The sequence below is a fragment of the Pseudomonas sp. P105 genome (assembly GCF_032614175.1).
GTDB classification, from domain to species: Bacteria; Pseudomonadota; Gammaproteobacteria; order Pseudomonadales; family Pseudomonadaceae; genus Aquipseudomonas; species Aquipseudomonas rhizophila.
The window spans coordinates 5662345-5683034 of the sequence record NZ_CP126693.1 but is presented as its reverse complement, the minus strand read 5'-3'; the positions used below and the strand labels follow the sequence as shown (position 1 = coordinate 5683034).

Annotated in this window: 17 protein-coding genes; 12 read left to right on the top strand and 5 right to left on the bottom strand. The window is 61.3% G+C overall.

Features of this window, described 5'->3' with window-relative positions; all coding sequences use genetic code 11:
• Positions 1 to 97 precede the first annotated feature (97 nt).
• The 4 genes from rsmA to QOM08_RS25540 are packed head-to-tail and all read right to left on the bottom strand — an operon-like array spanning position 98 to position 5994.
• The gene (gene rsmA, locus QOM08_RS25555) at positions 98 to 916 is read right to left on the bottom strand and encodes a 16S rRNA (adenine(1518)-N(6)/adenine(1519)-N(6))-dimethyltransferase RsmA (RefSeq protein WP_139049026.1); all 819 of its coding nucleotides are present in this window, start codon (positions 914 to 916) and stop codon (positions 98 to 100) included.
• Positions 913 to 1902, bottom strand: coding sequence for a 4-hydroxythreonine-4-phosphate dehydrogenase PdxA (gene pdxA, locus QOM08_RS25550; protein WP_316912285.1), 990 nt, complete (start codon positions 1900 to 1902; stop codon positions 913 to 915). Before pdxA ends, rsmA begins: the two co-directional genes overlap by 4 nt.
• Positions 1899 to 3215: a peptidylprolyl isomerase SurA gene (gene surA / locus QOM08_RS25545; protein ID WP_155417177.1), complete on the bottom strand. Its 1317-nt coding sequence runs from the start codon at positions 3213 to 3215 to the stop codon at positions 1899 to 1901. The genes pdxA and surA overlap by 4 nt, the downstream gene beginning before the upstream one ends.
• A complete protein-coding gene (locus QOM08_RS25540; RefSeq protein ID WP_316912284.1) occupies positions 3196 to 5994 on the bottom strand; it encodes an LPS-assembly protein LptD in 2799 nt (932 codons plus the stop codon). Before QOM08_RS25540 ends, surA begins: the two co-directional genes overlap by 20 nt.
• A 130-nt stretch (positions 5995 to 6124) precedes the next feature.
• On the opposite strand from QOM08_RS25540, the gene QOM08_RS25535 reads away from it, so the two are divergent.
• Genes QOM08_RS25535 through QOM08_RS25525 form a run of 3 tightly spaced genes read left to right on the top strand, consistent with a single transcriptional unit; the run spans position 6125 to position 8587 of the window.
• Entirely contained in the window at positions 6125 to 7150 is a 1026-nt protein-coding gene (locus tag QOM08_RS25535) for an aminoglycoside phosphotransferase family protein (RefSeq protein WP_047228068.1), read from the top strand.
• On the top strand, positions 7147 to 7818 hold the full coding sequence (gene murU, locus QOM08_RS25530) for an N-acetylmuramate alpha-1-phosphate uridylyltransferase MurU (RefSeq protein ID WP_047228067.1): 672 nt from the start codon (positions 7147 to 7149) through the stop codon (positions 7816 to 7818). The genes QOM08_RS25535 and murU overlap by 4 nt, the downstream gene beginning before the upstream one ends.
• A 1-nt stretch (position 7819) precedes the next feature.
• Positions 7820 to 8587, top strand: a complete 768-nt coding sequence (locus tag QOM08_RS25525; RefSeq protein ID WP_316912283.1) for a TerB family tellurite resistance protein — start codon at positions 7820 to 7822, stop codon at positions 8585 to 8587.
• 43 nt (positions 8588 to 8630) lie between these two features.
• Here QOM08_RS25525 and QOM08_RS25520 read toward each other — a convergent pair whose 3' ends face one another.
• The gene (locus QOM08_RS25520) at positions 8631 to 9626 is read right to left on the bottom strand and encodes an alpha/beta hydrolase family protein (RefSeq protein ID WP_047228065.1); all 996 of its coding nucleotides are present in this window, start codon (positions 9624 to 9626) and stop codon (positions 8631 to 8633) included.
• Positions 9627 to 9700: 74 nt separating this feature from the next.
• Here QOM08_RS25520 and QOM08_RS25515 point away from each other — a divergent pair, with 74 nt between their 5' ends.
• The 9 genes from QOM08_RS25515 (at position 9701) to QOM08_RS25475 (ending at position 20620) form a co-directional block, all read left to right on the top strand.
• On the top strand, positions 9701 to 12097 hold the full coding sequence (locus tag QOM08_RS25515) for a PAS domain S-box protein (RefSeq protein ID WP_139049032.1): 2397 nt from the start codon (positions 9701 to 9703) through the stop codon (positions 12095 to 12097).
• A gap of 132 nt (positions 12098 to 12229) precedes the next feature.
• The gene (locus QOM08_RS25510) at positions 12230 to 12859 is read left to right on the top strand and encodes a response regulator transcription factor (protein ID WP_076383435.1); all 630 of its coding nucleotides are present in this window, start codon (positions 12230 to 12232) and stop codon (positions 12857 to 12859) included.
• A 345-nt stretch (positions 12860 to 13204) separates the two neighbouring features.
• Positions 13205 to 14329, top strand: a complete 1125-nt coding sequence (locus tag QOM08_RS25505; protein WP_047228062.1) for an ABC transporter ATP-binding protein — start codon at positions 13205 to 13207, stop codon at positions 14327 to 14329.
• A gap of 49 nt (positions 14330 to 14378) precedes the next feature.
• Entirely contained in the window at positions 14379 to 15422 is a 1044-nt protein-coding gene (locus QOM08_RS25500) for an ABC transporter substrate-binding protein (RefSeq protein ID WP_047228061.1), read from the top strand.
• A gap of 194 nt (positions 15423 to 15616) precedes the next feature.
• Positions 15617 to 16864: an ABC transporter permease gene (locus QOM08_RS25495; protein WP_047228060.1), complete on the top strand. Its 1248-nt coding sequence runs from the start codon at positions 15617 to 15619 to the stop codon at positions 16862 to 16864.
• A 12-nt stretch (positions 16865 to 16876) separates the two neighbouring features.
• Positions 16877 to 17701, top strand: a complete 825-nt coding sequence (locus tag QOM08_RS25490; protein WP_047228059.1) for an ABC transporter permease — start codon at positions 16877 to 16879, stop codon at positions 17699 to 17701.
• Between the two features lie 202 nt (positions 17702 to 17903).
• Positions 17904 to 19052 carry an iron-containing alcohol dehydrogenase gene (locus QOM08_RS25485; RefSeq protein ID WP_047228058.1) on the top strand — a complete coding sequence of 383 codons (1149 nt, stop codon included), beginning with the start codon at positions 17904 to 17906 and terminating at the stop codon, positions 19050 to 19052.
• Positions 19053 to 19130: 78 nt separating this feature from the next.
• The gene (rpe, locus tag QOM08_RS25480) at positions 19131 to 19805 is read left to right on the top strand and encodes a ribulose-phosphate 3-epimerase (protein WP_047228057.1); all 675 of its coding nucleotides are present in this window, start codon (positions 19131 to 19133) and stop codon (positions 19803 to 19805) included.
• Positions 19802 to 20620, top strand: a complete 819-nt coding sequence (locus QOM08_RS25475) for a phosphoglycolate phosphatase (protein WP_047228056.1) — start codon at positions 19802 to 19804, stop codon at positions 20618 to 20620. Before rpe ends, QOM08_RS25475 begins: the two co-directional genes overlap by 4 nt.
• Positions 20621 to 20690: the final 70 nt, after the last annotated feature.

Here is a 20690-nt window from a genome sequence, read left to right as displayed (position 1 = left end):
TTAAAAGCGAAGCGGGACGCGGGCGTAGCTGAGAAGATCAGTCTAGGCCATGTATCGGGTAGTAGACCAGACGTCCCACCCGATAGCGATGAGCTTGTCAGATGGCGTCGGCTTTGGGCGTTACCTGTTCGCTGAGTTTGTCGGCCAGGCGCACGAACGCCGCCAGGTCCAATTGCTCGGGACGCAGGCTGCCGTCAACGCCGGCGGCTTCGATTTCGGCGCTGCTGAGCAATAGCTTCAGGGTGTTGCGCAGGGTTTTGCGACGCTGATTGAAAGCTTCGCGTACGACGCGCTCCAGCAGGCGATGATCCTTGGCCGGGTGCGGCAGGACGGCATGGGGTACCAGGCGGACGATGGCCGAGTCGACTTTGGGGGGCGGGTTGAATGCCCCAGGGCCTACGTTGAACAGATGTTCGACCCGGCAATGGTACTGAACCATGATCGACAGGCGACCCCAGTCACCGCCGCCAGGGCCTGCAGCGAGCCGTTCGACCACCTCTTTTTGCAGCATGAAGTGCATGTCGCGGATCAGGCCAGCGTTGCTAAGCAAATGAAAGATCAGCGGCGTGGAGATGTTGTACGGCAGATTCCCCACCACCCGCAGGGTATTGGGCGCAGCCTCCAGGCTATTGAAGTCGAACTTCAGCGCGTCGCCCTGGTGCAGGTTGAAATTGCTCATGCCAGCGAACTGCTGGTTGAGGATCGGGATCAGATCCTTGTCCAGTTCCACCACATCCAGTTGCGCACCGCTGCCGAGCAGGCCTTCGGTCAGCGCGCCCTGGCCCGGGCCAATCTCCAGCAGGCGATCGTCGGGTTTGGCATTGATGGAGCGCAGGATGCGATCGATTACGCCAGCGTCATGCAGGAAGTTCTGGCCGAAGCGCTTACGCGCGCGGTGTTGGTATTGCTCGGTCATAAATGGGTCTCGGCCATCTGGTAGGCGGTTTCCAAGGCGACCTGCAGGCTGCCGGTATCGATCCTGCCACTGCCGGCCAGGTCCAGGGCGGTGCCATGGTCCACCGATGTGCGGATGATCGGCAGGCCCAGGGTTACGTTGACTGCCGCGCCGAAGCCTTTGTACTTCAGTACGGGCAGGCCCTGATCGTGGTACATCGCCAGCACCGCGTCGCAGTGCTCCAGATATTTGGGGGTGAACAGAGTGTCGGCAGGCAGCGGGCCACGCAGGTCCATGCCCTCGCTGCGCAAGCGCTCCAAGGTGGGTTCTATGGTGTCGATTTCTTCATGGCCCAGATGTCCGCCTTCACCGGCATGGGGGTTGAGCCCGCACACCAGGATACGGGGCCGGGTGATGCCGAACTTTTCCTGCAGGTCGGCGTGCAATATCCGCGTGACCCGCTCCAGGCGTTGCGGGGTGATGGCATCGGCGACGTCCCGCAAGGGCAGGTGCGTGGTCACCAGTGCCACGCGCAGGCCGCGGGTGGCGAGCATCATTACCACCTGCGTGGTGTGGGTCAGGTCCGCCAGGAACTCGGTATGCCCGGAAAAGGCAATCCCGGATTCGTTGATCACGCCCTTGTGCACCGGAGCGGTGATCATGCCGGCGAAACTCCCGTCCAGGCAGCCCTGGCCAGCGCGGGTCAGGGTTTGCAGGACGAATGCCGCGTTGGTCTTGTCCAGTTGCCCGGTAACCACCGGGGCGCCCAGTGGCGTATCCCAGACATACAGGCTGTTGGCGGGGGCCGGGACATCCGGCCAGGCTCCCGGTGTCACCGGCAGCAGGTCGACGACCACCCCCAGCTGCGCAGCCCGCTCGAGGAGCAGGTCGCGGCTGGTGATGGCTATCAGGGGATGTGGCTGGGGTTGCGAGGCGAGCAGCAGGCACAGGTCGGGACCGATGCCGGCAGGCTCGCCGGGAGTCAGCGCGAAACGCTTGGGTTTCACTGCGCTGCCTGGTCTGCACCAGGGAGTTTGATTTCGACGTAGGCTTCATCGCGAATCTGACGCAGCCAGGTTTGCAGCTCTTCGTCGTATTTGCGGTTGCGCAGCACGGTCATCGCCTGTTGTTCACGAGCCTGGGTGGTGCTGTCGGTGGCGCGGCGGCCAAGGACTTCCAGTACGTGCCAGCCATAAGGGCTCTTGAACGGCTTGGACAACTGGCCTTGTGGTGTCTCGGCCATCACCTGGCGGAACTCGGGCACCAGTGCGTTCGGGTCAACCCAGTTCAGGTCGCCGCCGTTGAGGGCTGAACCCGGGTCTTCCGAGAAGCTCTTGGCCAGCTCGGCGAAATCTTCACCCGCTTCGATGCGCTCATAAAGCTTTTGCGCCAGACGCTGGGTTTCGGCTTCGCTGCGGATCTCGCTTGGCTTGATCAGGATATGACGAACATGCACTTCGTCACGCACCTGAGCACCGCCACCGCGCTTTTCCAACAGCTTGAGGATAATGAAGCCGCCGGGCGTGCGGGCTGGTTGAGTGATGTCACCCACGGCCATGCTGCTCAGTTCGCGATCGAACGGAGGGGGCAATTGGGCGGCTTTGCGCCAGCCCATATCACCACCTTCCAGGGCGTTGTCACTGCCAGACCTGGCAATGGCCATCTGACCGAAGTCGGCGCCTTGCTTGAGCTGCTGGTAGATGTCCATCGCCTGACGGTAAGCATTCTGGATGGCTTCGGAGTTGGCGCTTTCCGGGGTAGGAACCAGGATGTTCGCCAGGTGCAGTTCCTCGGAAAGCTGCATCTTGCCCAGATCGGAGGCGAGGAAGTTTTTCACTTCCTGCTCGGACACCTGGATGCGTTCGGCTACACGACGCTGGCGCACACGGCTGATGATCATCTCGCGGCGGATCTGATCGCGAGCGTCCTCGTAAGAGAGGCCGTCGCGAGCCAGGGCGGCGCGGAACTGGTCGACGCTCATGTTGTTGCGCTGGGCAATGGTGCCGACGGCCTGGTTCAATTCTTCATCAGTGATGCGGATGCCCGAGCGTTCGCCAATCTGCAATTGCAGGTTTTCGACGATCAGGCGTTCGAGCACCTGTTGATCCAGTACGCCCGGAGGCGGCAAGCCACCACCGCGCTTGGCGATGGTCTGCTGCACTTCATGGACGCGCTGGTCCAGCTGGCTTTGCATGACCACGTCGTTGTCGACGATAGCCACCACTTTGTCGATGGGCTGTACCGCGGCGTTGGCCGCAGTACCCAGGAACAGCGCGCCCAGCATCAGCGGGCGCAGACAATCAGAAAGCTTGGTCTTCACGTTCACGATAACCTTGGATGCCTTTGTCGAGGAAGCTCTCTACCTTGGCGCCGGTGAGGCCGCCGAGTCCCTTCAGGACAATTTGGAGGAAGATGCCGTGGTCGCCCTTCTCGTTTTCCGGGGCGGCTTGACTGAACTCTTCATAGTCGACCCAGTAACGGTTGATCAGGCGCAGTTTCCAGCAGCAGTTGTCGTATTCGAAACCACCAAAGGCTTCCAGGGTACGGTTGCGGTTGTAGTCATACTGCCAGCGGCTGATGAGATTCCACTGCGGCACGACAGGCCAGATGACCGAGAAGTCGTGCTGCTGGATCTTGTAGTAGTCCTTCACGTAGCCCGGAGTGCCCGGAGTGCCATAGTCGCCGCCGCCCACGGACCATTGGCCAGTAGTCTGGTCGTAGCGCACCTGGTCGTTGCGGTAGCGGTAACCGGCGTTGATGACCTTGTTCGGGTTGTCTTCAGGCTGGTAGTGGAACATCGCGCTGCCCGAGCGAGGGCTGCGGGTGTCCGGGTCCCAGTTGTAGGTAGCCGTGGTTCGCCAATCGCGGTTCCAGCGGAATTCGTACTCCAATGCATAAGGAGATACGTCTGACTTGGCATCTTCACGCGTGTTGAAATCGATGCCTGGCAGTTGAACTTCGCGGTCCTTGAAGTAAAAGGCCTGGCCAACGCTGACACGCTGGCGCTCGAAACCGTTTTCCTGGATCCAGCGGCTGGTCACGCCCAGGGAGAGTTTGTTCTCGTCGCCGACACGGTCGGAGCCGGAGAAACGGTTGTCCCGGAACAGCGAGGAGTAGCTGAAGGTGGATTCGCCAGTGTCGAAAACCGGGATGTCGCTCTGATCTTTCTCTGGAACATAGAGGTAGAACAGGCGCGGCTCCAGGGTTTGACGGTAGTTACTGCCAAACCACTGGGTGTCCCGGTCGAAGTACAGACCGCTGTCGATGCTGGCGATTGGGACGCCGCGGCTCTGGCTGCCACTATAAGTACCCCGCAGGCGATCAGCCTCGGCAGACTGTGCGGCGATTTGCGACTTGCCCGTACCATCCAGGTCCAGATCGTATTGGGTGTACTGGTATTTAAGCGACGGCTTGATGAAGCCATAGCTTGCTTCCATCGGAAGGCTCACAACCGGCGCCAGGTTCAGGCGATTGCCGTTAGCCCGTGCCAGGCCGCGAACGTTGGTATCCAGCCATGGCTCGAAGTTGCCGTCCTCATCGGTGTAATTGCCGGTCCGCAAATCCCGATCAAACCGCACCAATTCCGTCTTGTAAGCGAAATCCAGACCATACGGGTGCTGCGGCAGCGCACCATCGAAGGTGATCTGCGGCAGGCGGTTATACGGCGTGATCTTCGAAATCGTCGCCATCTGGTAAGCCTGGGCATTCAGCCGCGCAACGTAGTTGTCACCTCGATAGCTGACCACCCCCTGTTGATTAACAAACTCCCGAGACTCGACACCAATCTGGTCGGACTGCAGATCCTGGAAGTAATAAGGATCGCTGATCTTGGTGTAGTCGACTTCCGTCAGCACACGCGAATCGAGCCCGCCCTTGTGCTGCCAGTTGTACATGTAGCGGGTCTTGTCGTAGTCGGACTGGCCGCTGCGTTCATCGTCTTCATCGTTGAGGTACGCCGCACCGAACTGACCTTCGCTGGACTTGGTCAGGTAGCGGAATTCGCCTTCCATCAACAGGCCGCGCTTGCTCATGTAACGTGGGTACAACGTGGCATCGTAGTTGGGTGCCAGGTTGAAGTAATACGGGGTGACCAGCAAAAAGCCGGTATCGCTGCCAGTGCCGATGGTCGGCGGCAGGAAGCCGGACTGGCGGCGGTCATCGATCGGGAAATAGATGTACGGCGTATACAGGACCGGGAAGTCCTTGACCCGCAGCGTCACGTTGGTGGCGGTGCCGAAGCCGGTAGCCGGGTTCAGGGTGATGTTGTTGCCCTTGAGCGTCCAGGCGTTGCTGCCCGGCTCGCACGTGGTGTACGTACCGTCCTTGAGGCGGATGATCGCGTTTTCAGCACGCTTGGCGTACAGCGCGTTACCGCGGATGCGCGACTTGTGCATCACGTATTCGGCGTTGTCGACCTTGGCTTCGCCAGTGTCCAACTGCACATCGGCGTGGTCGCCGACGATCAGCGCGCCGTTGTCACGGACCCGAACGTTGCCGCTCAGCTCGCCGCGGTTTTCAGCCTGGTACAGGTTGGCCTCGTCGGCCTCGACCTGCATGCTGCCTTGACGCATGACCACGTCGCCGGCCAGCGTTGCCACCTGCTCTTCCTGCTGGTAGCGCGATGCTTTGGCGCCAAGGAAGGTCGGAGCGTCGCTTTTGTCCGTCTTGTCATTCATGCCAGGACGAACGGGCTCGATATAGGCGCCGGCGCAATAAGGACCGGTTTCGGCCAATTGGGCAGGGGTGAGGTTCTCCCGTGGAACCCAGTCCAGGTGACTGTAGTCCGCACTGCGAGACTTCAGGCCGCGGCCTTTGGCTTCGGTGACGAGCACGGGCTTGTCGCCGGCTTCTTCGCCCGAGCTGCTGTCGGCCGGGGCCTCGCCGCTGGCGGAAACCGCACTGCCGTCATGCACCGGACGTGGCGGCAATGCAGCAGCCGGCGTCTTGGGCGAACAGTCCCAGGCACCCGAAGCGGAGACGGAGCAGTCATACTGCTGCGCCGCGACGACGAATGAAGAGGCCAAGGGTTGCAGGGCCAGCAGACTGCCGGTGACCAGCAACGGAAATTTTTTACGAAACGCGGGGGATTTCAATGCCATCTTATTAGTCCGGGCTTCCTGCGTGCCATCTGCCCGCGGTGTGGGCCGCACGCCTCTCGATGGTCTGAAAAAGATGCTGGATAATAAAGCATGACCCGCTTGACGGCTAGCGCCGTCGGAGACCCTTGCAATGCCTGACCAAGATGTACGCCTGCAACACCTGAAAGTTTGGCTCGATGAGCAGCTGCCGATCCTTTTTGTTCAGCAGGGCTGGGGCGCCGTACCCCCGGCCACGTTGACTGCGGCCAGCAGCGACGCGAGTTTTCGCCGTTATTTCCGCTGGGAAGGCGAGGGCCGCAGTTTGATCGTGATGGATGCGCCACCGCCCCAGGAAAACTGCAAACCCTTCGTGGACATTGCTTTTTTGCTGGCTAAATCCGGCATCAACGTGCCAAAAATTTATGCCGAAGACCTTGAGCGCGGTTTTCTTTTGCTCAATGACCTGGGCAATCAGACGTATCTGGATGTGATCAACGGCGACAATGCCGACCCATTATTCCGTGACGCCCTCCAGGCCCTGCTGGCTTTCCAGCAACTGCCGATGGTCGCGCCACTGCCCAGCTACGACGTCGCTTTGCTGCGCCGGGAGCTGGAGCTGTTTCCTGAGTGGTACGTCAAGCATGAGCTGGGTATCGAATTCGATGCTGCTCAACAAGCGCTCTGGCAGCAGGCCAGCGACCTGCTGATCAACAGCGCGCTGGCTCAGCCGAAAGTGCTGGTTCATCGCGACTACATGCCGCGCAACCTGATGCTCAGCGAACCGAACCCCGGCGTACTGGACTTTCAGGATGCGGTCTACGGCCCGGTGACCTATGACGTCACGTGTCTGTTCAAGGATGCCTTTCTCAGTTGGCCCGAGGAGCGCGTGCGTGGCTGGCTCGAGGATTACTGGCAGCAGGCCGGTGCGCTTGGCATCCCGGTCCAGCCGGACTTCGAGGATTTCCTGCGGGCCAGCGACCTGATGGGCGTGCAGCGCCATCTCAAGGTCATCGGGATTTTCGCGCGTATTTGCCACCGCGACGGCAAGCCGCGCTATCTGGGCGATGTGCCGCGCTTCTTTGCCTATATAGAAGCGGTCATTGCCCGTCGCCCTGAACTGGCGGAACTGGATCAGTTGCTCTCCAGCCTGCGTCAGTCGGCCGGAGCGACGGCATGAAAGCGATGATCCTGGCGGCGGGTAAAGGGGAGCGCATGCGGCCCTTGACCCTCACCACGCCCAAGCCGCTGGTTCGTGCCGGCGGCGTTCCCTTGATCGAATACCATCTGCGTGCCTTGGTTCGGGCCGGGTTCAAGGACATCGTGATCAATCACGCCTGGCTCGGTCAGCAAATCGAAGATTATCTGGGGGACGGTTCACGCTTTGGCGTGAGCATTCATTTCTCGCCCGAAGGTGAGCCGCTGGAAACCGGCGGTGGCATTTTCCGCGCCCTGCCGTTGTTGGGCGACGAGGCGTTCCTGGTGGTCAACGGCGACATCTGGACCGATTACGATTTCAGCGCCTTGCGCCGACCTCTGGACGGCTTGGCGCACCTGGTACTGGTGGATAATCCCGAACACCATCCGGGCGGCGATTTCCTCCTGGCCGACGGACAGATTCATGATGGCGGGGCGGCTGCCGACAAACTGACCTACAGCGGCATTGCCGTCTTGCATCCGCGGTTGTTCGAGGGTTGCCTGGACGGCGCGTTCAAACTCGCACCGCTGCTACGCAAGGCCATGGCCGAGGGCCAGGTCAGCGGCGAGCATCTGAAGGGACACTGGGTGGATGTGGGGACTCATGAACGTTTGGCGCAGGTTGAAACCTTGATAGAAGCGAGCCGTTGATATGTGGTGGCCAGGGACTCTGATTGGAGCCGGGGCGGGCTTTGCCATAGCCAGCATTCCGGGGGCCATGCTGGGAGCGTTATTAGGACAGGCGCTGGATCGGCGACTTAATCTGCAAGGCTGGGCGCAGCTGCGCGAGCGTTTGGGTGGCCGTCCGGCATTGCGCAACGATGAGTTGCTGTTTGTATTGCTGGGCCGGCTGGCCAAGAGCGATGGACGAGTGGTGGATGGGCACATCCAGCAGGCGCGTCAGGAGATGCGCGCGCTGGACCTGAGCGAGCCAGCGCAACGCCGGGCCGTCGCCGCATTCAACCGGGGCAAAACCGGAAACGACCATTTGCGCGGTTATTTGCGTCGCCTTGCGACCCAGCCCCATGCGGCTGAGGGTGTGCTGCGCGCCTGCTGGCGGATGGTCTGGGCCGACGGTCGCGCGGGCATAGCCGAGCGTGAGTTGCTTGCTCAGTGGGGCAAATGGCTGGGGTGGACGCCGCAACAGGTCCAGGCACTGGCGGCGGATTACGAACCACACAAACAGTCGTTGCCCAACAGCGGCGCGACCTATCAGGAGGCGTTACGCTTGCTGGGAGTTTCGGCCACCAGCGAGCCGTCGCAGATCAAGCGGGCTTATCGCCGTCTGCTCAGTCGTCACCACCCGGACAAGATTGCCGGCAGTGGGGCGACGCCGTTGCAAGTGCGTGAAGCCACCGACAAGACCCGGGAGTTGCACAACGCCTATCGGTTGATCCGCGAGCGCCGGGACTTTCGCTAGAAGGGGATCACCACGGTGGCTGGCTTGGGGGCTTGTCTAAGCCTCACTCCCCCGGCTTCTGCGGGTTCAACCAACCCCGTACCCGACGAAACAGCTGTTCTTGCTGCGCCGATGAGTTGGGCACTGCTTTGAGCGACACCTGACTGAAGCTCGATCCTTTAAGACGCTTACTGGCCTGTAAGCGCTCCAGCGCTGCATTGCGATCCTGAGCTTTGTCCATGTAGAAGATGTCGGCGGTGGCCAGCTTCAAGGTGGGGGTCAGTTCGGCCAGGGCGGGCTTGACTGCGAGCGGGGTCTGGGCGGCGACCATCACGAAGCGCTCGATCTGCGAGGGCTGCTTTTCATTCAGGTAACGTGCCGCCCAATAGGCGCCGGTGCCGTGGCCCAGCAGAACAATACTGCGGGCGCCCTGCTGTTCGGCGTAGGCCAGTGCCGCATCGATGCGGGCAAAGATACGTTCGGCATCGGCCAGGAGGTGTTCCTCGCTGGTTTGGGCAACGACCGGATCCACAGCGTCAGCCTCGCCGCCCGCCACTTGTTCAATCGGTGCTGTGGTAGTGGCGTCCGGTGCCGCGCCAGCCACGTCGGCCGGTTTGGTCTCGGGCGGTGTTTCCACCACGCGCGGTGCGATGACGTCGCTTTGCAGGTCCGGCAGGGTGATACTCAGGCTGCTCCACTCGATATCCGGTAACTTTTTGCGCATCGGGCCGATCACTTGAGGCCAGTCAGCGGTTTCGCCGGCGCCGGGGACTATGATGACCGCACCCTTGGGTTCGCTGGTGTTGGCTGGTTTCCAGAGAGCCAGGAAGGTGTCGCTGCCGGTTTGTAGCTGTTGTTGCTCCTGGACCGGGATCTCCCGTTCAAGTGCTGTCGCTTCTTCTTCGCTGCGCTCGAGCAAAGGCGGACGTTCGACCGGTTTTTCCTCGGTGGCTTGATCCGCCGCCGCGGGGGCCGGTTCTTCAGCCTGTACAGAAAAGGCACTCGGCAGGATCAGCGACAGGCACAATGCTGGCAATGCCAGGCGATAAACAAAGGGCATCGGATATTCCATGACCAGAAGTATTTCCGGCAGCCTAATGGGTTGGTCAGTATTTGTCAGTGCATGAGACTTCGATGATGCGTTTTTGCTGCCTGTGGGTTATCGGCTGTTTATGGCTTCCCTTGATGGCGTGGGCCGCGCCCGCACCGTCGTTGACTGGGGTGCAACTGGACGCGGGCCAGCGACAATGGCTGCTCCAGCATCCGCAACTGCGCGTCGGCCTCGTGTTGCAGGCGCCCTATGCGCAATATGACCGGCGCTTGCAGCGTCTGTCCGGCACCAATGTCGAGCTGATGCAGTGGTTGGGCAAGGCGTTGAATGTCGAACTGACCTGGCGCAATTTCCAGGACGTGGCGCAGTTGGAAGCCGCGTTGCGCTCCGGTGAGGTGGATATTGCCCCAGGGCTGACCCAGACCCCGGCCGGGCTGCGACTCTGGCGGTTTTCCGACCCCTACATGCGCGTGCCGCAATTGATCGTGGGCCAGAAGAAGGGCGCCGAAGGGGTCGAGCTGGAAAAGCTCGATGCTCAAGTGCGGGTGGCGGTGCGCATGCCCAGTACCACGGCCGATTATTTGCGTAGCAACTACCCGACGTTGAATCTTCAAGGCGTACCGTTGGAGCGTCAGGCGCTGCAACTGTTGTTGAGCCAGCAGGCCGGTTACGCGGTGGTCGATGAGGCGCAGTTGGGGCGACTGATGGTCGAGCCTGAGTTCTCCGGGCTGGTGGTCGTAGGCGATATCGGCCTGCCGCAACTGTTGCGCGTCGCCACTCGCCGGGATTGGCCTGAGTTGGCCGACATCATCGAGAGCGGTTTGCAGGCGATCCCGGCCAAGGAACTTGAGCAACTGCACAGTCGCTGGCTCAAGCCCAAATATCCGCGGCTGACCGACACCCCGGGTTTCTGGCAAAACCTGACCCTGTTGCTGCTGGCCCTGCTCTTGAGCTGCGTGGCCATCGTGTTCTGGCAGCGCCGCGAGCAAAGGGCGCTGGAGCGGCGCCTGCGCAATGCGCGAAATGATATCGCCCAGCGGGCCGCCAGCGAGGAAGCCCTGCGCCTGACGCAATTTTCCATCGACCAAAGCACTGTCGGCATTCTCTGGGTCAATTGGGATAGCCATGTACGGTATGCCAACCGCGCCGCCGAAATCATGCTGGGCTATGCGCCGGGCGCGATCATTGAACGCCCCTTGATCGACTTCGAACCGGGCCTGCACATGGATCGCTGGCTGAACCTGTGGAAACGCGCCCGGGCCAGCGAGGAGGGGCCACAGAGTTTCGAAACCGAATGCGTGCGGGCCGATGGAAGTATCCTCCCGGCCGATGTTTCCTTGAGCTTCCTGCGTTTTCGCGATGCCGAATACCTGGTGGTCTACATAAACGACGTCACCGAGCGCCGTCGCGCGCTGGCGGCGCTGCGCGAGAGCGAGGCGCGCTTGCAGGGGATCGCTGCCAACGTCCCGGGCCTGGTCTTTCGCCTGGAGCGGGCGCCGGTAACCGGGCAGATCGACTTTGCCTACATCAGTGAGGGTAGCGAAAGCCTCGTGGGGTATTCGCCCGCGACCCTGGCCCGTAGCGACACCGGCCTGCGCAGCCTCGTACACCCCCAGGACAAGGCCAGTTATCACCGCACTCAGGATCAGGCGCTGGACAGCGACAGCGACTGGTCGTGGCAGGGGCGCATCCTGACCCGCGAAGGCCGGGAGCGCTGGGCCGAGATCAAGGCCATTACCCGTCGTCTCGAAGACGGCGCTTACGTGTGGGACGGTATCGTCTGGGACATCACCGAAAGCAAGCGCATCGAACTGGAGCTGGCCAGCTCCAGGGAGCAGCTGCGCGAATTGTCGGCGCACCTGGAGAGCGTGCGGGAAGAGGAAAAGGCGCGCATAGCTCGGGAGGTCCACGACGAGTTGGGGCAAATGTTGACCGTCTTGAAGCTGGAAACGTCCATGTGTGAACTGGCCTATGCGCAGCTCGACCCGGGCCTGCAAGAGCGGCTCAACAGCATGAAGCGCCTGATTGCCCAGTTGTTCCAGTTGGTGCGGGACGTGGCGACGGCATTGCGACCTCCGATCCTTGATGCGGGCATCGCCTCGGCCATCGAATGGCAGGCGCGGCGTTTCGAGGCGCGCACGCAGATCCCATGCCTGGTGCAGGTGCCGGACAATCTTCCGCCCTTGAGCGACGCCAAGGCCATCGGTCTGTTTCGAATTCTCCAGGAAGCGCTGACCAATGTGATGCGCCATGCTCAGGCGCATACTGTAGAACTGACGCTGGTGCAGGAAGACGACCAGCTTTGTCTGACGGTGAGCGACGACGGTGTAGGATTCGTTCCCGCCACGGGTCGGCCGACCTCCTTTGGTCTGGTCGGCATGCGGGAGCGGGTGTTGATCATGGGCGGGCAGTTATCGTTGGAAAGTGAGCCAGGGGAGGGGACGACCCTGGCGGTGCGGGTACCGGTGAATGAGGCCTGATGATTTTTGTTTGGCTTGGCTTGGCTGACGCTATCGCGAGCAGGCTCGCTCCCACATTGATTGAGATGCACACACGCACAACCCTGTGGGAGCGAGCCTGCTCGCGATGAGATTCTGAATCTGGAGAAAAACGTGATCCGTGTACTGGTAGCCGAAGACCACACCATCGTGCGCGAAGGCATCAAGCAGTTGATCGGCCTGGCGAAGGACCTGGTGGTCGTGGGGGAGGCGAGCAATGGCGAGCAATTGCTGGAGACCCTGCGGCATGTGCCCTGCGAAGTGGTGCTGTTGGATATCTCCATGCCTGGCGTCAATGGTCTGGAGGCGATCCCGCGGATCCGAGCGTTGAACAATCCGCCGGCCATCCTGGTGTTGTCGATGCACGACGAGGCGCAAATGGCGGCGCGCGCGCTGAAGGTCGGCGCCGCCGGCTACGCGACCAAGGACAGCGACCCGGCCTTGCTGCTCATGGCGATTCGCAAGGTCGCGGCCGGCGGACGTTACATCGACCCGGAACTGGCCGACCGCATGGTTTTCGAAGTGGGCCTGACCGACAGCCGACCGCTGCACTCGCTGCTGTCCGAGCGCGAATTCTCGGTCTTCGAGCGCCTGGCCCAAGGGGCCAACGTCAATGACATCGCCCAACAATTGGCCCTGAGCAGCAAAACCATCAGCACTCACAAAGCGCGGCTGATGCAGAAACTCAACATCACTTCCTTGGCGGAACTGGTGAAGTATGCGATGGAGCATAAGTTGCTCTAAGCCCACCACAATCCCCTGTGGGAGCGAGCCTGCTCGCGATAGCATTGGACCATTCAGCATCTTAGTTGACTGACACACCGCCATCGCGAGCAGGCTCGCTCCCACAGGGGCAGTGTGTCGGCATATCCATTTGCGACACGCCCCAACACCGCTTTTGTCCCTGCATGCAGCTTGCAGCTCATAACTCACGACTGTCCTTATCCAATCCCGCCATCCTTGTAGGGAAATCCCTACACCGACTCTTCCATCCGGCTGAGGCGATTCTCTCCTGCGCCCCGATTTGCGCAGGCCCCAGGCTCCACTAGGCTTGATTCACAAGCAGTCATCAATACAAAAGGTGCGGGTATGAGCCAGGTCGATTCAAGCGCGGGGGCCAGTGATGTGCTGGTCAGCTTTCGTGGTGTGCAAAAGAGCTACGACGGCGAGAACCTGATCGTCAAGGACCTCAACCTGGACATTCGCAAAGGCGAATTCCTGACCCTGCTCGGGCCGTCCGGTTCCGGCAAAACCACCAGCCTGATGATGCTCGCCGGGTTTGAAACACCCACTGCCGGTGAGATCCAGCTGGCCGGACGCTCCATCAACAACGTGCCGCCCCACAAGCGTGACATCGGCATGGTGTTCCAGAACTACGCTTTGTTCCCGCACATGACCGTTGCCGAGAACCTGGCCTTCCCGCTGACCGTGCGCGGCTTGAACAAAAGCGACGTGAGTGATCGGGTCAAGCGCGTCTTGAGCATGGTCCAGCTGGACACGTTTGCCCAACGCTACCCGGCGCAGTTGTCCGGCGGCCAGCAACAGCGCGTGGCCCTGGCCCGGGCGCTGGTGTTCGAACCGCAACTGGTGCTGATGGACGAACCCCTTGGCGCCCTGGACAAACAACTGCGTGAACACATGCAGATGGAGATCAAGCATCTGCATCAGCGCCTCGGTGTCACCGTGGTCTATGTGACTCACGACCAGGGCGAAGCCTTGACCATGTCCGACCGGGTAGCGGTGTTCCATCAAGGCGAAATCCAGCAGATTGCCCCGCCACGCACCCTCTACGAAGAGCCAAGGAACACCTTCGTCGCCAATTTCATCGGCGAGAACAACCGTCTCAACGGCCGCCTGCACAGCCAGACCGGCGATCGTTGCCTGGTGGAGCTGGGGCGTGGTGAAAAGGTCGAGGCCCTGGCGGTGAACGTCGGCAAACCCGGCGAGCCGGTGACCCTGTCGATCCGCCCGGAACGGGTGAGCCTCAACGGCGCAAGCGAACAATGTGTCAACCGCTTCTCTGGGAGGGTGGCGGAATTCATCTATCTGGGCGACCACGTCCGGGTTCGCCTGGAGGTCTGTGGCAAGAATGACTTCTTCGTGAAACAACCGATTGCCGAACTCGATCCCGGGCTCGCTGTTGGGGACGTGGTTCCGCTTGGCTGGCAAGTCGAGCATGTGCGTGCGCTCGATCCCCTTCTAGAGGCGAATTGATCGCCCCCTGCTGTACCAACACCAACCCTGCACGTGGAGAGAACAATAAATGTTGAGATCCCTGAAGTTCACAGCCCTGACCCTGGGCATGATGGGTGCGGCAAGCGCGATGGCGGCGGGCCCGGACCTGACTGTGGTGTCTTTCGGTGGGGCGAACAAGGCGGCTCAGGCCAAAGCCTTCTACGCGCCGTGGGAAGCAGCCGGCAACGGCAAGATCATCGCTGGCGAATACAACGGTGAAATGGCCAAGGTCAAGGCCATGGTCGACACCAAGAGCGTTTCGTGGGACTTGGTGGAAGTCGAGTCCCCGGAGCTGTCCCGTGGTTGTGACGAAGACATGTTCGAGCAACTGGACCCGGCTCTGTTCGGCAAGGCCGAAGACTACGTCAAGGGCGCCATCCAGCCTTGCGGCGTGGGCTTCTTCGTGTGGTCCACCGTGCTGGCCTACAACGCCGACAAACTGAAAACCGCACCGACCAGTTGGGCGGATTTCTGGGACACCAAGCAATTCCCAGGCAAGCGTGGCCTACGTAAAGGCGCCAAGTACACCCTGGAATTTGCCTTGATGGCCGACGGCGTCGCGCCGAAAGACGTGTACAAAGTGCTGGCCGGCAAAGATGGCCAGGATCGTGCCTTCAAGAAGCTCGACGAACTCAAGCCGAACATCCAGTGGTGGGAGGCCGGCGCCCAGCCGCCGCAGTACCTGGCTTCCGGTGACGTGGTCATGAGCTCGGCCTACAACGGTCGGATCGCCGCGGTGCAGAAGGAAAGCAACCTGAAAGTGGTGTGGAACGGCGGCATCTACGACTTCGACGCGTGGGCAATTCCGCGTGGCCTGGACAAGACCCGCGCCGAAGCTGCGAAGAAATTCATCGCTTTCTCGGTGGCACCGCAGCAGCAAAAGATCTACTCGGAAAACATCGCCTACGGCCCGGCCAATACCCAGGCTGTACCGCTGTTGTCCAAGGATGTCTTGAAAGACATGCCGACCACCCCGGAAAACATCGCCAACCAGGTGCAGATCGACGTCAGCTTCTGGGCTGACAACGGTGAGCAACTGGAGCAGCGCTTCAACTCCTGGGCGGCGAAGTAACCGCTGACAGAGATCGTTCCCACGCTCCGCGTGGGAATGCCGCCCAGGACGCTTCGCGTCCTTTGTGACGCAGAGCGTCATTGGATGCATTCCCACGCGGAGCGTGGGAACGATCGGCTCAGAGGCCAACGTTTCAAAAGAACAGAAGCGGCACGCCGCTTCTGTAACGATCAAAAAGATTTGCGGAGTTCGCCATGGCCATCGCCGTTCCACTGAACGCGGGCACCAGCCCCACCCTGAAGCAGCGGCTCAAGCGCGCCGAGCGGGTCAACCGCTGGAAGGCCCAGGCCTTGATCGCGCCGCTGGTGTTGTTTCTGTTGCTGGTGTTCCTGGTGCCAATCGTGGCGCTGCTGTTCAAAAGCGTCAGCAACCCGGAAGTGGTCAACGGCATGCCGCGCACCGTCGCCGCGGTCGCTGCCTGGGACGGACGTGGGTTGCCAGGCGAGCCGGTATACAAAGCCGCCAGCGAAGACCTGGCCGAAGCGCGCAAGAATCAGACCTTGGGCGATTTGTCCAAGCGCCTGAACATGGAACTGGCCGGCTATCGCAGTCTGCTGACCAAGACCGCCCGTGCGCTGCCGTTCGCCACCGAGCCGGTTTCCTATAAAGAAGCGATGGAGAGCCTCGACGAACGCTGGGGGGATCCGGCGTATTGGCAGGTGATCCGCCGCAACACCAGTGATGTCACCCCGTATTACCTGCTGGCGGCCGTCGATCATCGCATCGATGATCTTGGCGAACTGGCCCCGGCCACCCCCGACCAGGCGATCTACCTGGATATTTTTGCCCGTACGTTCTGGATGGGCCTGGTGATTACCGCGATCTGCCTGGTGCTGGCCTATCCGTTGGCCTACCTGCTGGCGAACCTGCCGTCGCGCCAAAGCAACCTGCTGATGATTTTGGTGCTGTTGCCGTTCTGGACGTCGATCCTGGTGCGGGTGGCGGCGTGGATCGTGCTGCTGCAATCGGGCGGGCTGATCAACAGTGGCCTGATGGCCATGGGCATTATCGATAAGCCTCTGGAGTTGGTGTTCAACCGCGCCGGTGTCTACATCTCCATGGTCCATATCTTGCTGCCGTTCATGATCCTGCCGATTTACAGCGTGATGAAAGGCATCTCTCCGACTTACATGCGTGCGGCGATTTCCCTGGGCTGCCATCCGTTCGCCAGCTTCTGGCGCGTGTATTTCCCGCAGACCTATGCCGGTGTCGGCGCCGGTTGCCTGTTGGTGTTCATCCTCGCCATCGGCTACTACATCACTCCGGCGCTGCTGGGCAGCCCGAGCGATCAGATGGTCAGCTATTTTGTCGCGTTCTACACCAACACCAGCATCAACTGGGGTATGGCCACGGCGCTCGGCGGGTTGTTGTTGCTGGCAACCGTCGTGCTGTATCTGATTTACAACTGGCTGGTGGGCGCCAGTCGCCTGCGCCTGAGCTGAGGGGAGATTGAAATGCTGAGTCCTTACATGTCCCCCGTCGAGCGGGTGTGGTTTTACAGCTTGCGCATATTCTGCGGGCTGATCCTGTTGTTCCTGATCCTGCCGGTGCTGGTGATCATTCCATTGTCGTTCAACTCCGGCAGCTTCCTGGTGTACCCGTTGCAAGGCTTTTCGTTGCAGTGGTACCACGATTTCTTCGCTTCGGCGGAGTGGATGCGGGCGCTGAGGAACAGCGTCATCGTCGCCCCGGCGGCGACGGTACTGGCGATGGTCTTCGGTACCCTGGCGGCGATTGGCCTGACCCGTGGTGATTTCCCAGGCAAGGCGCTGGTGATGGCCCTGGTGATCTCGCCGATGGTGGTGCCGGTGGTGATCATCGGGGTGGCCAGTTACCTGTTCTTCGCGCCGCTGGGAATGGGCAACAGTTTCTTCTCGCTGATCGTGGTCCATGCCGTGCTGGGCGTGCCGTTCGTCATCATCACGGTATCGGCGACTCTGCAGGGCTTTAACTACAACCTGGTTCGGGCCGCCGCCAGCCTTGGGGCTTCGCCGTTGACGGCGTTTCGTCGAGTGACCTTGCCGTTGATCGCCCCGGGCGTGATCTCCGGCGCACTGTTCGCCTTCGCGACCTCGTTCGATGAAGTGGTGGTGACGCTGTTCCTGGCCGGTCCCGAGCAGGCAACTTTGCCAAGGCAGATGTTCAGCGGTATCCGCGAAAACCTAAGCCCCACCATCGCCGCCGCCGCGACGCTGCTGATCGCCTTTTCGGTGATCCTGTTGCTGACTCTGGAGTGGTTGCGTGGGCGTAGCGAGAAGCTGCGTACTGCGCAGGTCTGACGGTCAGTGTTGTACCCTGTGGGAGCGAGCCTGCTCGCGATAGCGGAGTGTCAGTCGATAAAAATGTCGAATGTTCTACCGCTATCGCGGGCAGGCTCGCTCCCACAGGGGATTTGCGGTGTATTCATGGGCTGAATGGAAGACAACCTTAAATACCGAGCTATCCTTGTGCCAGCCCATACGCGAATAAGAGGCCGCGCACATGAGTCTTTCCTCATTCAAGATCGCCCACAAACTGATCACCGGTGCCGCTGCCATCGAGCAACTGGCGGCTGAGCTGACGCGGCTGGATGTCGATAACCCGCTGATCGTCACCGACGCTGCGCTGGTCAAGTCCGGCACCGTGGAGCTGGCGTTGCAGCATCTGGGCGGGCGCGACTATGAAATTTTCGACCGGGTCATGCCGGACCCGGAAATCGCCATCGTTGAAGACTGCATGCAGGCCTACCGTGACGGCGGCCATGATGGCTTGATCGGCCTGGGCGGCGGCAGCGCCATCGACATCGCCAAATGCGTGGGGGTCTACGCCGGTTACCACGGTGAGCTGCAGGATATGTTCGGGGTCGATCAGGTCCCGCGCAAAGGCGCGCCCATGATCGCCATCCCCACCACGGCCGGGACCGGCTCTGAAGTCACCAACGTGGCCATCCTCTCCGACAAGGCCGCGCAACTTAAGAAAGGTATTGTCAGCGATTATCTGCTGCCGGACGTGGCGCTGGTCAGCCCGCAGATGACCCTTACCTGCCCCCGGAGCGTGACCGCCGCCAGTGGCGTCGATGCACTGGTGCATGCCATCGAGTCCTACCTGTCGCTCAATGCCTCGCCGATCACCGATGCCTTGGCTATCGGCGCAATAAAACTGATCACCCGCGCCTTGCCCAAGGCCTACGCCAACCCCGCTCATTTGCAAGCTCGCGAAGACATGGCCACTGCAAGCCTGATGGCCGGTATGGCGTTCGGCAATGCTGGGGTCGGGGCGGTGCATGCGCTGGCGTATCCGCTGGGGGGGCGCTTTCACGTGTCCCATGGTGTGGCAAACGCCTTGTTGCTGCCGTATGTCATGGCGTGGAACAAGATGGCTTGCGTCGAGCGCATGCGCGACATCGCCGAAGCCATGGGCATAAAGACCGCGCACCTGAGTGACCTTGAAGCCGCTGACGAAGCCGTGGAGGCCATGGTTGCGCTGTGTGCTGCCGTGGAAATCCCCCAGGGCCTGAGCAGCCTTGGGGTGACAGATGAGGTGATCCCGTCCATGGCGGTGGAAGCAGCCGGGATCGAGCGGCTGATGCGCAATAACCCACGCAAACTGAGTGCCAGCGATATCGAGAAGATCTACCGCGCGGCGTATTGATCGTCTGCCACGGTGGGCGCGCCAAATCTTGAGGTATACAATGCGCGCCATCGTGATTTCGCTCAAAACAGGTGCGTCATGCAGCCCTTCGCTATTGCTCCGTCGATTCTCTCCGCCGACTTCGCCCGCCTGGGCGAGGAAGTGGACAACGTTCTGGCCGCCGGCGCCGACATCGTGCACTTCGATGTCATGGACAACCATTACGTACCCAACCTGACCATCGGCCCGATGGTCTGCGCAGCGCTGCGCAAGTACGGCGTCACGGCGCCGATCGACGCGCACCTGATGGTCAGCCCGGTGGATCGCATCGTCGGCGACTTCATCGAGGCCGGTGCCACCTACATCACCTTCCACCCCGAAGCCACCCAGCACATCGACCGCTCCCTGCAGTTGATTCGCGAAGGCGGATGCAAGGCCGGCCTGGTGTTCAACCCGGCCACGCCCCTGGACGTGCTCAAGTACGTGATGGACAAGGTCGACATGATCCTGCTGATGAGCGTCAACCCCGGCTTCGGCGGGCAGAAGTTCATTCCTGGCACACTCGACAAGCTGCGTGAAGCCCGCGCGCTGATCAAGGCATCGGGCCGTGATATCCGCCTGGAGATCGACGGTGGCGTGAACGTCAATAACATCCGCGAAATCGCAGAGGCCGGTGCCGACACCTTTGTCGCAGGCTCGGCCATTTTCAATGCGCCGGACTACAAAGAGGTCATTGAAAAGATGCGTGCCGAACTGGCCCTGGCCCGTCTATGAGCGGCTTTGAGCAGCTGTTCCCCGGCAGCCTGCCGCGTCTGGTGATGTTCGACCTCGACGGCACGCTGGTCGACTCGGTGCCGGACCTGGCGGCGGCCGTGGACAACATGCTGCTCAAGCTCGGTCGCCCGGCCGCCGGAATTGACGCCGTGCGCCACTGGGTCGGCAACGGCGCGCCCATGCTGGTGCGGCGGGCCCTGGCCAACCATATCGATGCCCAGGGCGTCGATGACGCCGAGGCCGAGCGGGCGCTGGAGTTGTTCAACGAAGCCTATGAAGGCAATCACGAACTGACGGTCGTCTACCCCGGTGTGCGTTCCACCCTCAAGTGGCTGCACAAGCAAGGCGTTGAAATGGCCCTGATCACCAACAAGCCGGAGCGCTTTGTCGCGCCGCTGCTGGATCAGATGAAAATCGGTCGTTATTTTCGCTGGATCATCGGTGGCGATACCCTGCCACAGAAAAAACCTGACCCGGCCGCGCTGTTTTTCGTGATGAAAATGGCCAACATCCCGGCCTCTCAATCGCTGTTCGTCGGCGACTCGCGCAGCGATGTGTTGGCGGCGAAAGCCGCCGGGGTCAAATGTGTGGCGCTGAGCTACGGCTACAACCATGGCCGGCCGATCGCCGAAGAGTTTCCCGCGCTGGTGATCGACGATTTGCGCCTGTTAATTCCCGGTTGCCTGGACCCGGCCGCTGAGATAACGTTGCCCGACGCTGTTCAATCCTCTTCTGGAAACGCCATCGTGGTGGTCACTCGCAAACTCTGGATGAAAGTCATGAAGGCCCTGGCCCGCTGGCGTTGGCGCGCCTGACCTGATCCTGGCCGGTTATCCGGCGCGTTTGCATACCTGACTGTCAGCTCCTCCTGCCACGAGGCACACC